9 protein-coding genes are annotated in these 13488 nt (G+C 60.6%); all 9 read right to left on the bottom strand.

Annotated elements, in window-relative coordinates:
* Positions 1-81 precede the first annotated feature (81 nt).
* Positions 82-3357: a DUF2126 domain-containing protein gene (locus KGB07_RS19980; protein WP_223466341.1), complete on the bottom strand. Its 3276-nt coding sequence runs from the start codon at positions 3355-3357 to the stop codon at positions 82-84.
* 338 nt (positions 3358-3695) lie between these two features.
* Positions 3696-5999 carry a YgiQ family radical SAM protein gene (locus KGB07_RS19975; RefSeq protein WP_046039843.1) on the bottom strand — a complete coding sequence of 768 codons (2304 nt, stop codon included), beginning with the start codon at positions 5997-5999 and terminating at the stop codon, positions 3696-3698.
* 191 nt (positions 6000-6190) lie between these two features.
* A complete protein-coding gene (gene dnaB / locus KGB07_RS19970; protein ID WP_046039841.1) occupies positions 6191-7585 on the bottom strand; it encodes a replicative DNA helicase in 1395 nt (464 codons plus the stop codon).
* Positions 7586-7708: 123 nt separating this feature from the next.
* A complete protein-coding gene (gene rplI / locus KGB07_RS19965; RefSeq protein ID WP_046039839.1) occupies positions 7709-8155 on the bottom strand; it encodes a 50S ribosomal protein L9 in 447 nt (148 codons plus the stop codon).
* A 19-nt stretch (positions 8156-8174) separates the two neighbouring features.
* Positions 8175-9068, bottom strand: a complete 894-nt coding sequence (locus tag KGB07_RS19960) for a hypothetical protein (RefSeq protein WP_223466340.1) — start codon at positions 9066-9068, stop codon at positions 8175-8177.
* A gap of 36 nt (positions 9069-9104) precedes the next feature.
* Positions 9105-9335 carry a 30S ribosomal protein S18 gene (gene rpsR / locus KGB07_RS19955; RefSeq protein ID WP_002551829.1) on the bottom strand — a complete coding sequence of 77 codons (231 nt, stop codon included), beginning with the start codon at positions 9333-9335 and terminating at the stop codon, positions 9105-9107.
* A gap of 28 nt (positions 9336-9363) precedes the next feature.
* On the bottom strand, positions 9364-9786 hold the full coding sequence (gene rpsF / locus KGB07_RS19950) for a 30S ribosomal protein S6 (RefSeq protein WP_008048087.1): 423 nt from the start codon (positions 9784-9786) through the stop codon (positions 9364-9366).
* A gap of 306 nt (positions 9787-10092) precedes the next feature.
* A complete protein-coding gene (gene rlmB / locus KGB07_RS19945; RefSeq protein ID WP_046039836.1) occupies positions 10093-10860 on the bottom strand; it encodes a 23S rRNA (guanosine(2251)-2'-O)-methyltransferase RlmB in 768 nt (255 codons plus the stop codon).
* Positions 10857-13484, bottom strand: coding sequence for a ribonuclease R (rnr, locus tag KGB07_RS19940; RefSeq protein ID WP_223466339.1), 2628 nt, complete (start codon positions 13482-13484; stop codon positions 10857-10859). The genes rlmB and rnr overlap by 4 nt, the downstream gene beginning before the upstream one ends.
* Between the last annotated feature and the right edge of the window lie 4 nt (positions 13485-13488).

Raw genomic sequence — 13488 nt, 5'->3', positions numbered from 1 at the left:
TCGGCAGACAGCAATGAACGGTCAGACTAACGCAGGCTCGTGACACCCGGATATACGAAAAATCCGAGCGTCGCGTACGGTTTAGAAACGTCGCAAATCGAGTGTCATCGGCAACTCGTCGCTGATTTCCAGATTGGGTATAGGAAGTTTCCCCGGTGTGTGTCCGATGCGGAAGAAACGCGCCATTCGCCGGCTCTCCGCTTCATTGGCATTGACCGGCAAGCTGTCGTAGTTGCGCCCGCCCGGATGGGCGACGTGGTACTGGCAACCACCCAGCGAGCGCTGCATCCAGGTGTCGAGCAGGTCGAACACCAGAGGCGCGTGGACCGGAATCGTCGGTTGCAGGCAGTTGGCCGGTTGCCAGGCACGAAATCTCACGCCCGCGACGAATTCGCCTACACGCCCGGTGGGCTGCAATGGCACCGGAATGCCGTTGCAGGTCAGCAGATATCGCTGGGGCGGCAAGCCGCTGAGCTTGACCTGCAAACGCTCCAGCGACGAATCCACGTAACGCACCGTACCGCCCATGGCGCCCTCTTCGCCCAGCACGTGCCAAGGCTCGAGCGCCTGACGCAACTCCAGTGCAATGCCACTGACGGCGTAGTCGCCGACCTTGGGGAAGCGGAACTCCAGATGCGCGGCGAACCATTCGGCCCGTACCGGATAACCGGCGGCGTTGAGGTCGACGATGACATCGGCGAAGTCTTGCTCGATAAAGTGCGGCAACAGGAAGCGATCGTGCAGCTCCGTGCCCCAGCGCGCCAGTTTCGGCGGCGCATAAGGCTCGCGCCAGAACCGCGCGACCAGCGCCCGCAGCAACAGCTGTTGCGCCAGGCTCATGCGCGCATGGGGCGGCATCTCGAATGCACGCAGCTCCAGCAATCCGAGGCGCCCGGTGGCACCGTCCGGCGAATAGAGTTTGTCGATGCAGAACTCGGCGCGGTGGGTGTTGCCGGTCACATCGATCAGCAGATTGCGCAGCAGTCGATCCACCCGCCATGGCGGACATTCCTCACCCGGTTCAGGCATCTGCGCGAAAGCGATCCCCAGTTCGTACAAGGCATCGTTGCGCGCTTCGTCGACACGGGGCGCCTGGGACGTCGGGCCGATGAACAATCCGGAAAACAGGTAGGAAAGGGACGGATGGTTATGCCAGTAGCTGATCAGGCTGCGCAGCAGATCCGGGCGACGCAGAAACGGCGAGTCCCCCGGAGTCGCGCCACCCAACACGAAATGGTTACCGCCGCCCGTGCCGGTATGCCGGCCGTCGATCATGAATTTCTCGGTGGTCAGCCGGGTCTGGCGCGCTTCTTCGTAGAGAAATTCGGTGCGCTCGACCAACTCATCCCAGGTCGCGGACGGCTGCACGTTGACCTCGATCACCCCCGGATCCGGGGTGATGCGGAAGTTGCTCAGGCGTGGATCGCTCGGCGGCTCATAGCCCTCCAGCAACACCGGGCACATCAGCTCTTCGGCGGTGGCTTCTATGGCAGCGACCAGTTCGAGGTAATCCTCGACACGCTCCAGCGGCGGCATGAACAGGTACAACCGGCCATCCCGCGCTTCGGCGCAGAAGGCGGTGCGGGTCAGCCAGTCGGCGGATTCGTCGATCTTCGGTGCGCGCTCCTGCACCTCGGCAGCTTCGCTTTGGCTTTGCAGTTGCGCGGTGTCGGGCAGCGGCGGGAAGTCTTGATTCGGGTCTTGCGGATGGATAAACGGATACTCCGCCGCTTTCACCCAGGGTTGCGAGCCCAACGGCAAGCGATACCCCAGCGGTGAGTCTCCCGGCACCAGTCGGCAGTGCTCGTCGCGCAGATACCAGCGCCCGCTCTGCCACTGATCGCCCTTGGCGGTGCGCGCCAGCGGCAGGACCTGACCAATGATCTTGTCCAGGCCTTGGCCGAACACTTTGCGCAGGCGTGCTCGTTCCAGCGGCTCTTCCAGACGCGAGTCTTCGGCGCTGACGTTTTGCGGCAGCATGCCTTCGCGCCAGAGGTAATAGAAATTGTCTTCGTAGGCCGCAAACACAAAGCGTGTCGGAATCTTCAGCCGTTCGGCGACACTCGCCAGAAAACGCCCGGCCAGCGCCCCGTCGGCGCCGTAGTCTTCCTGTTCGTCGGCGATCAGCGCGCTGTTGTGCCAGATCGGCACACCGTCACGGCGCCAGTAGCAATTGAGCGACCAGCGCGGCAGTTGCTCGCCGGGGTACCACTTGCCCTGCCCAAAATGCACCAACCCCTGGGGCGCGTAGTGTTTACGCATGCGTTGGAACAGTTCGGCGGACAACCGCCGTTTATCCGGCCCCAGTGCCGCGGTATTCCACTCGGCGCCATCCGGGTCATCGATGGACACAAAGGTCGGCTCGCCGCCCATGGTCAGGCGCACATCGCCTTCCAGCAAGTCGGCATCGATCTGTCGGCCCAGGGTTTGGATCGCCAGCCACTGGTCGTCGGTGTAGGGCTTGGTGACCCGTGGAGCCTCCCAAATCCGCTCCACGGACATTTCGTGGCTGAATTCGCACTCGCACGGTTCCACCAAGCCACTGATCGGCGCCGCAGAGGACGGATCGGGACTACAGGCCAACGGAATGTGTCCTTCACCGGCAAACAGCCCGGAGGTCGCATCCAGGCCGATCCAGCCCGCTCCGGGCAAGTACACCTCGCACCAGGCATGCAGGTCGGTGAAATCCACTTCGGTTCCTGACGGACCGTCGAGACTTTTGACGTCGGCGGTCAGCTGGATCAGGTAGCCCGACACAAAACGCGCCGCCAGCCCCAGGTTGCGCAGCAGTTGCACCAGCAACCACGCGGAGTCACGGCACGAGCCGGAGGCTTGGTCGAGGGTGTGCTCAGGTGTTTGTACGCCGGGCTCCATGCGGATCAGGTAATCGATGTCTTCGCTCAAACGCTGGTTGAGTGCGACAAGAAAGTCCACGGCGGGCAACGGTGTGCGGTCGATGCCGTCCAGGTAGGCCTTGAACTTCGGCGTCAGGGGCAGGGTTTCCAGATACGGCGCCAGCTCCTTGCGCTCATCCGCGGCATAGGCGAAGGGGATCTTTTCCGCGTAAGGCTCAAGGAAAAAGTCGAACGGATTGAAGATCGCCATTTCGGCCAGCAGATCGACTTCGATTCGCAATTCTTCGGTTTTTTCCGGGAACACCAGTCGCGCCAGGTAATTGCCCTGAGGGTCCTGCTGCCAGTTGATGAAGTGTTGCTCAGGAGAGACTTTCAACGCATAGGACAGAATCCGCGTGCGGCTGTGAGCAGCGGGGCGCAGGCGAACGATCTGCGGGCCGAGCTCGACAGCGCGGTCATAGCGGTAATGCGTGACGTGGTGCAATGCGACATGAATCGACACGGCGTGCCTCCTGCGAGCCTTGAGCGTATGGGAAAGCGCGCAAGACTTATGCCATCCAGCAGCGCTGGCGCTTTCTTCGGTTGCCTGAGGCAGTACAGCACCAAAATCGGGCGATGCAGGAAAATGGTTTGACGTAGGTGCACGTAAATGTGGCGATCAGCCAGAAATTGGTTGGCAGCTCCGGCCTCTTCGCGAGCAGGCTCGCTCCTACAGGGGAATGCATTTCATTGTAGGAGTGAGCCTGCTCGCGATGAGGCCAGCAGCTCCAGTACATTTTTCAAGCCTGGAATGCAAAACGCCAACCCGAAGGTTGGCGTTCTGTTCAGCTCAAGCGCGGCTTAACGCGGCACGACCGGCTTACGGGTCGGCTTTGGCCCTTTGCCCTTGGCCGCGTCCTTGCGCTCCTTGGCCGCCTGCTGGTTGCGGGCGAACGCCGCAGCCTTGGCCTGTTCGCGCTTGTCCCACGGATTGCCGCCATCGCTGGCACGAGGTGGCAGGCCGGTATGCTGAGTCAGGATCTTGGTGGTCTTTTCCCCTGCAACCTTGTGGCTGCCGGCCGGCGTCGAGTTCTTGCGACGGGCGCTCTGGTAGCTGTCAGTCGACGGCTGATGCAAAGGAATCAACTGGTTCTTGCCCGGCCCGATCAGGTCGGCACGGCCCATGCGGGTCAGTGCCTCGCGCAGCATCGGCCAGCCTTTCGGGTCGTGATAACGCAAGAACGCCTTGTGCAGACGGCGCTGCTCCTCGCTCTTGACGATGGTCACCGCGTCACTCTTGTAGGTGACCTTGCGCAGCGGGTTCTTGCCCGAGTGATACATCGCGGTGGCGGTGGCCATCGGCGACGGGTAGAACGCCTGCACCTGGTCGGCACGGAAGCCGTTGCCCTTGAGCCACAGGGCCAGGTTCATCATGTCTTCATCGGTGGTGCCCGGGTGGGCGGCGATGAAGTACGGAATCAGGTACTGCTCCTTGCCCGCTTCCTTGGAGTACTTCTCGAACATGCGCTTGAACTTGTCATAGCTGCCGATGCCCGGTTTCATCATCTGGTTGAGCGGACCTTCCTCGGTGTGTTCCGGGGCGATCTTCAGGTAACCACCGACGTGGTGGGTCACCAGTTCCTTGACGTATTCCGGCGACTCGACCGCGAGGTCATAGCGCAGGCCGGAAGCGATCAGGATTTTCTTCACACCCGGCAACTCACGGGCGCTGCGGTACAGCTGGATCAGCGCCGAGTGGTCGGTGTTCAGGTTCGGGCAGATGCCAGGGAACACGCACGATGGCTTGCGGCACGCGGATTCGATTTCCGGGCTCTTGCAGGCAATGCGGTACATGTTCGCGGTCGGGCCGCCGAGGTCGGAGATCACGCCGGTAAAACCCGGGACCTTGTCACGAATCTCTTCGATTTCGCGAATGATCGACTCATGGGAACGGTTCTGGATGATCCGGCCTTCGTGCTCGGTGATCGAGCAGAAGGTGCACCCGCCGAAGCAGCCACGCATGATGTTCACCGAGAAGCGGATCATGTCGTAGGCCGGGATCTTCTCCTTGCCGTACGCCGGGTGCGGAATGCGCGCATAAGGCATGCCGAACACGTAGTCCATTTCTTCGGTGGTCATCGGAATCGGTGGTGGGTTGAACCAGACGTCCACTTCGCCATGCTTCTGCACCAGTGCACGGGCGTTGCCCGGGTTGGTTTCCAGGTGCAACACGCGGTTGGCGTGGGCATAAAGCACCGCATCGCCACGGACTTTTTCAACCGACGGCAAACGGATCACGGTCTTGTCGCGGGTCATGCGCGGGCTGGCCAGGATCTGCACGACCTTGGCTTCCTGCGGATCGTCGACCGGACCTTTTTCCTGCTCGATGGCGCAGGCCTGGGTGTCCTGGGTGTTCACGTACGGGTTGATGATCTTGTCGATCTTGCCCGGACGGTCGATGCGCGTGGAGTCGACTTCGTACCAGCCTTGCGGCGTGTCGCGACGAATGAACGCGGTGCCGCGCACATCGGTGATGTCTTCGATCTTGTGACCGTAGGACAGACGCTGGGCGACTTCGACAATCGCACGCTCGGCGTTGCCGTAGAGCAGGATGTCGGCGCTGGCGTCGATCAAGATCGAGTTGCGCACACGGTCCTGCCAGTAGTCGTAGTGGGCGATGCGGCGCAGGGAGGCTTCGATTCCGCCGAGCACGATCGGCACGTGCTTGTAGGCTTCCTTGCAGCGCTGGCTGTAGACCAGACTCGCACGATCCGGACGCTTACCGGCCATGCCACCTGGCGTGTAGGCATCGTCGGAACGGATTTTCTTGTCCGCGGTGTAGCGGTTGATCATCGAGTCCATGTTGCCGGCCGCGACACCGAAGAACAGGTTCGGCTCGCCGAGCTTCATGAAATCGTCTTTGGACTGCCAGTTCGGCTGGGCAATGATCCCGACGCGGAAGCCCTGGGACTCCAGCAGCCGGCCGATGATCGCCATGCCGAACGACGGGTGATCGACGTAGGCATCACCGGTGACGATGATGATGTCGCAGGAGTCCCAGCCGAGCTGATCCATCTCCTCCCTGCTCATCGGCAGGAATGGCGCTGGACCGAAGCATTCGGCCCAGTACTTGGGATAGTCAAATAACGGCTTGGCTGTTTGCATGACGATGACCGGTGTTGAGATGAAAAATCGCGGGCGCGGAATATAGCACAAAAAACAACCAATTCCGACGGCTATGGTCGGAAATTACGCGTAACCCATGTGGGAGCGGGCTTGCTCGCGAAAGCGATACATCAGTCGACATTGATGTCGACCGACACTCCCTCTTCGCGAGCAAGCCCGCTCCCACAGGGTTATTCGTCGTCGAAGTTATAGCTACCTGGCGCGAGGTTTTCGAAGCGCGTGTATTTGCCAATGAACGCCAGCCGTGACGTACCGATCGGGCCGTTCCGCTGCTTGCCGATGATGATCTCGGCGATGCCTTTGTGCTCGGTCTCCGGGTGATAGACCTCATCCCGGTATACGAACATGATGACGTCAGCATCCTGCTCGATCGCTCCGGATTCCCGGAGGTCGGAGTTGATCGGGCGCTTGTTCGGGCGCTGCTCCAGGGAACGGTTGAGCTGGGACAACGCCACCACCGGGCAGTTGAACTCTTTGGCCAACGCCTTCAAGGAACGGGAGATTTCGGAAATCTCGTTGGTCCGGTTGTCGCCGGCGGAACCTGGGATCTGCATCAACTGCAGGTAGTCGATCATGATCAGGGCGACGTCGCCGTGCTCACGCACCAGTCGACGGGTCCGTGCGCGCATTTCCGATGGGCTGATGCCAGCCGTATCGTCGATGAACAACTTGCGATCGTTGAGCAGGTTGACCGCCGAGGTCAGGCGCGGCCAATCGTCATCGTCCAGGCGGCCGGCACGGACCTTGGTCTGGTCGATACGGCCCAAGGACGACAACATACGCATGATCAGCGATTCGCCTGGCATCTCGAGCGAGTAAACCAGTACGCACTTATCGCTGCGCAACACGGCATTTTCCACCAGGTTCATCGCAAAGGTGGTTTTACCCATGGAAGGACGGCCGGCAACAATGATCAAGTCGGCCGGTTGCAGGCCGCTGGTCTTCTCGTCGAGGTCGGTGTAGCCAGTGGACAGGCCAGTGATGGCGTTATCGGTGTTGAACAGGGTGTCGATGCGGTCGATGGCTTTGGCCAGCAGGTCGTTGACGCCCACCGGGCCACCGGTTTTCGGCCGGGCCTCGGCGATCTGGAAGATCTGCCGTTCGGCTTCGTCGAGAATCTCTTCTGCCGTACGGCCTTCCGGGTTGAACGCGCTGTCAGCAATTTCGCTGGCGATACCGATCAACTGCCGCAAGGTCGCTCGCGCGCGGACGATCTGGGCATACGCCTTGATGTTGGCGACAGACGGCGTATTTTTTGCCAGCTCACCCAGGTAACCGAGGCCACCGACTTGCGAGGTCTGACCTTCCTTGTCCAATTGCTCGGCAAGGGTCACGACGTCGATCGGTGAGTTCTGATCGGCCAGTTTGGCGATCGCCCGGAAGATCAGGCGGTGGTCATGCCGATAGAAATCGCCGTCCGACACTTGATCGAGCACGCGTTCCCAGGCGTTGTTGTCCAGCATCAAACCACCGAGCACGGCCTGTTCGGCCTCGATGGAATGCGGCGGCACCTTCAGGGCAGCGGTTTGCAGATCGTATTGCTCGGGAGCGGAGATATCGTTCATGGCCACTTGATTCTTGGTGATAAAAAAACAGGGGTCGCAGAAAGACAAAGGGCACGACCTGTAAACAGGATCGTGCCCGATGTTACCGGCAAGCACCCGAGGGTACCAGCCGACAAGTGCTGCTTAAGCTGCTACCACGACAACGCGTACGGTGGCTTCAACTTCGGCGTGCAGGTGCACGGCCACGTCGAATTCACCTACGTTACGGATAGTGCCGTTCGGCAGACGAACTTCGCTCTTCTGCACTTCAACGCCAGAGGCGGTCAGTGCGTCAGCGATGTCGTGAGTACCGATCGAACCGAACAGCTTGCCTTCGTCGCCAGCGGTGGCAGTGATAGTCACTTCCAGCTCGGCCAGTTGGGCAGCGCGGCTTTCAGCCGAGGTCTTGCGATCTGCTGCAGCTTTTTCCAGCTCAGCGCGACGCTCTTCGAACGCAGCCAGGTTGGCTGGGGTCGCAGCGGTAGCTTTGCCGTAAGGCAGCAGGTAGTTACGACCGTAACCAGCCTTAACGTTCACTTTGTCACCCAGGTTGCCCAGGTTGGTGACTTTTTCCAGAAGGATCAGTTGCATGTGAAAATCCTCTTAACTTTTAACCTTCACCGTTCGCGTTATCGGCATCTTTCGGTGCCGAACGACCGCGAAAATCAATCAGGCTGTCGACGATGGCCAAGACCACCAGCAACGGATAGATCAGTTGCATGAACAGCAACAGCGTCACGTACAACCCCACCAGCCAGAACCTGGCCAGTCGCTTCTGCGCCACCAGCCCGTGAATCAGGGCCAGCCCGGCGAACACCAGCGGTACGCTGCACAACGGCGTCAACATGGCCATCTGCGAACCGAGATTCGGCCCCAGAAGCATGCACGCCAGCAGCAACATCGCCGGCAACAGCGGGAAGCGGATGGCGCGAAACTCGCGACCAAAACCGCCCGGGTTGTACAACAACGCCTGCCAGTAGCGCCCGACAAGCAGGCTCAGCAAGCTGACGATTTGCAACAATGCCGCAATCAGGCCGGTCAGGACCGGTGTAATCAGGGACGCGAAACGCGCTTGTTCGTCTACCGACAACTTCTGGTAGACATCGCCGAGTAGCGACGGCATGACTTTGATCAAAGCCTGCGCCAGCATCTCGATCTGGGGAGCAAAAGCTGTCCCCAACACCACTGAAAACACCACTCCCATCGCTATGCTGACCAGCAGCACGCGGTTCCAGGACTCGCTTGCGCGCAAAACCAACGCAAGGCTCGCAGACCCCAGCAGCACCAGAAGTGCCCGTGGGTCGTCGGAGTAAAGCCACCAGGCCAATGCCGGCAGCAGTCCCAGAGCAAGAACGCCCAGGGCGTCCCTCAATCCGCGCCGCAGGAGCACAAGGCATCCGGCGGCAGCACCCAACCAATACAACAACGGCAATGCCGCGCATCCAGCCACTACGAGAGTGGCCTGCATACGGCCGCGCATGATGAACTCAGCTATGGCCCGCATGCATTCAATCCTTTGCTACGTGTCGACTGCCCGGTCTCAGCGGCCGTGGCTGTCGGTGTAGGCCAGCAGGGCCAGGAAGCGGGCGCGCTTGATAGCGGTGGCCAGCTGACGCTGATAACGAGCTTTGGTACCGGTGATGCGGCTTGGAACGATTTTGCCGGTCTCGGATACGTAGGCTTTCAGAGTGTTGAGATCTTTGTAATCGATCTCTTTCACGTCTTCAGCGGTGAAGCGGCAGAATTTACGACGACGGAAGAAACGTGCCATGTAATTGGCTCCTTAAAAGGTCCGTGGATTACTCGTCAGCGTTATCGCTGTTGTCGCTGTCATCACTATCAGCGCTTTCAGCGCCTTCGTGCTCAGGACGGTCGCGACGCTCACGGCGCTCACTGCGGTTTTCTTCAGCCTTGAGCATCTCGGACTGGCCGGTAACGGCTTCGTCGCGACGGATGACCAGGTTACGGATCACTGCATCGTTGTAGCGGAAGTTGTCTTCCAGCTCGGCCAGGGCCTTGCCAGTGCACTCAACGTTCAGCATCACGTAGTGAGCCTTGTGAACATTGTTGATTGCGTAGGCCAGTTGACGACGGCCCCAATCTTCCAGACGGTGGATTTTGCCGCCGTCTTCTTCGATCAGCTTGGTGTAACGCTCAACCATGCCGCCGACTTGCTCGCTTTGATCCGGGTGGACCAAAAAGATGATTTCGTAATGACGCATGAATGCTCCTTACGGGTTGTAGCCTGCCGCTCAAAAGCGGTCAGACAAGGAGTGAATGACACTTATGGACTTGCGGACGCTAGACACGTTGGTGCCTGCCATCACAGCAAGGGGCGCAATTGTAGAGAAGGGGCGAGGGAGGCGCAAGGTAATTGGTGATTATTTGAACAGCCACCCATTCATGCCTTGCCAAAAAACACTGTAGGAGCTGGCTTGCCCGCGAAAGCGGCATTACATCCAACATAGTTGCTGAATGTTACTCCGCCTTCGCTGGCAAGCCAGCTCCTACATTGGGGCGCGTGTGGATCAGGACTTCTTGGCAGCAGCCTTGGCCTTGACGCTACGCTGACGCTGCGCTTCGAACAGGCAGACACCCGTCGCCACGGAAACGTTGAGACTGCTGACGCTACCGCCCATCGGCAGGTTCACCAGGTAGTCGCAATGCTCGCGGGTCAGGCGACGCATACCCTTGCCTTCGGCACCCATGATCAGGATGGTCGGGCCGGTCAGGTCCTGGTCATACAGGCTGACCTCAGCTTCACCGGCCGTACCGACAACCCACAAGCCACGCTGCTGGAGCTTTTCCAGGGTGCGCGCCAGGTTGGTCACGGCAACCAGCGGAATCACTTCCGCCGCACCGCAGGCGATTTTTCGTACAACCGGAGTCAGGGTCGCCGACTTGTCCTTCGGCACGATCACTGCCAGCGCACCCGCTGCGTCAGCCGAACGCAGGCAGGCACCGAGGTTGTGCGGATCGGTCACGCCGTCGAGCACCAGCAACAACGGCGCGCCATCGGTGCGATCGAGCAACTCGTCGAGCATCGCCTCGCCCCAGACCTGGCTCGGACTCACGTCCGCGACCACACCCTGGTGCACACCATCAACCCAGGCGTCCATTTCGCGGCGCTCGGCCTGGCCGACCTGGACCCGGTTTTCGTTGGCCAGTTCGATCAGCGTCTGGACCCGAGGGTCATTGCGACCTTCGGCCAACCAGATCTGCTTCACGCGTTTCGGGTGGTGACGCAACAACGCTTCTACAGCATGTACGCCGTAGATCTTTTCCAACTGACTCATGGCTTGGCCTTAGGTTTACGCGCCCCGCCACTCTTGGCTGGAGCCGAGCCCGCTTTTGGCGGGCCTTTACGATGTTTGCTCGGTTTGGCTGGCTTGCCGCCGACGGCCTTGTCAGGCGTCGACCGACTGGTCTTTCCCCCAGACGCCGCTTTACCGCCGCTTTTCGCACCGGCCAGCAACGCCTGTTTCATTTCACGACTTTTGCGCACTTCGGCGTTTTTCGCCGCCGCATCGCTCGGGCGATAGGCTTCTACAGCCTTTTCCTTGGCAGGACGACGGCCGGTTTTCGCCGGGGCCGGCTCTGCTTCGACTTTCGCTGCAGGTGCTGCGCTTTCGGTGCCACGCTTCTTGCGGCCGATCGGCGCGCTGATGGTCTTCTCAGCCATCTCGAAGTCGATCTTGCGCTCGTCGAGGTCGACGCGCATGACCCGCACTTCCACGGTGTCGCCCAGGCGGAAGCTGCGACCGGTACGCTCACCGGCCAGGCGGTGGTGCACAGGATCGAAGTGGTAGTAATCGCCCGGCAGCGCGGTGACGTGCACCAGGCCTTCGACATAAATGTCTGTAAGCTCGACGAACAGACCAAACCCGGTCACGGCGGTGATCACACCCGGGAACGATTCGCCAACGCGATCTTTCATGAACTCGCACTTGAGCCAGTTCACTACGTCGCGGGTCGCTTCGTCGGCACGGCGCTCGCTCATCGAGCACTGCTCGCCGAGCTGCTCCAGGGCCGCTTCGTCGTACGGATAGATACGCGCTTTCGGAATGGTCATCGCACCGGCACGGCGAACGTGCGGGGTGTTCTGCTTCGAATGGATCACGCTGCGGATCGCCCGGTGCGTGAGCAAGTCCGGGTAGCGGCGGATCGGCGAAGTGAAGTGGGTGTACGCCTCGTAATTCAGGCCGAAGTGGCCCTGGTTATCGGCGCTGTACACCGCCTGGCTCAACGAACGCAGCATGACGGTCTGGATCAGGTGGAAATCCGGACGATCCTTGATACCAGCCAGCAGTGCCTGGTAATCCTTCGGTGACGGACCGTCCTTGCCTTTGTGCAGGGACAGACCGAGCTCGCCGAGGAACGCGCGCAGCTTTTCCAGACGCTCCGGTGGCGGACCATCGTGAACGCGATACAGCGCAGGGATTTCGTGCTTCTTCAGGAATTCGGCGGTGGCCACGTTGGCCGCCAGCATGCATTCCTCGATCAGCTTGTGCGCGTCGTTACGTATAGTCGGACGGATTTCGGCAATCTTGCGCTCGGAACCGAAGATGATCCGGGTTTCCTGGGTTTCGAAATCGATCGCGCCACGCACATGGCGAGCCGCCAGCAATACCTTGTACAGCGAGTAGAGCTGCTTGAGGTGCGGCACCACGTCGGTGTATTCGCCGCGCAACTTGCGCGCTTCGGTGGCTTTCGGCGTCTCCAGCATCGCGCTGACCTTGTTGTAGGTCAGACGCGCATGGGAGTGAATCACCGCTTCGTAGAAGCAGTAGTCGGTCATTTCGCCGGTTTTGGAGATGGTCATCTCGCAAACCATGGCCAGGCGATCGACTTGCGGGTTCAGCGAACACAGGCCGTTGGACAACTGCTCAGGCAGCATCGGAATCACGCGTTCAGGGAAGTACACCGAGTTGCCGCGAACCTGGGCCTCGGCATCCAGCGCCGAACCGAGTTTCACGTAGCTGGATACGTCGGCAATCGCCACGTACAACTTCCAGCCGCCGGAGAACAGACGCAGCTTGCCCGGACGGGCTTCGCAGTAGACCGCATCATCGAAGTCGCGGGCATCTTCGCCGTCGATGGTGACGAACGGCAGATGACGCAGGTCGATGCGCTTCTCTTTGTCTTTCTCTTCGACTTCCGGCTTGAGCTTGCCGGCTTCCTTGAGCACAGCGTCAGGCCAGACGTGAGGAATATCGTAGGTGCGCAGGGCGACATCGATCTCCATGCCCGGCGCCATGTAGTTGCCCACGACTTCAACCACGTCGCCTTGCGGCTGAAAGCGTGGCGTCGGCCAGTGAGTGATCTTCACTTCGACGAACTGACCGATCTGCGCGTTGGCGTTACGACCTGGCGTCACCAGCACTTCCTGCTGGATTTTCGGGTTGTCGGCAACCACGAAACCGATGCCGCCCTCTTCGAAGTAGCGGCCGACAATGGTTTCGTGAGCGCGGGACACCACTTCGACGATCATGCCTTCGCGACGACCACGACGGTCCAGACCGGAAACCCGGGCCAGCGCACGGTCACCATCGAACACCAGGCGCATCTGCGCCGGGCTCATGAACAGGTCGTCGCTGCCGTCGTCCGGCACCAGGAAGCCGAAGCCATCGCGGTGACCGCTGATGCGGCCCAGGATCAGGTCGAGCTTGTCCACCGGCGCATAAGTGCCGCGGCGGGTATAGATGAGTTGAGCATCGCGCTCCATGGCGCGCAGACGGCGGCGCAGGGCTTCGATCTGGTCTTCTGTGGTCAGACCAAACTCTTCGACCAGTTGCTCGCGGTTAGCAGGCGAACCTCGATCAGCAAGGTGCTGAAGGATCAGTTCACGGCTAGGAATAGGGTTTTCATATTTTTCCGCTTCACGAGCGGCCTCGGGATCGAGGGACTGCCAATCGGCCATTAGA

The organism is Pseudomonas sp. GL-RE-26, from assembly GCF_019956275.1.
In the GTDB taxonomy this organism is placed as follows: Bacteria; Pseudomonadota; Gammaproteobacteria; order Pseudomonadales; family Pseudomonadaceae; genus Aquipseudomonas; species Aquipseudomonas grandcourensis.
This window is presented reverse-complemented; position numbering and strand designations above follow the sequence as displayed.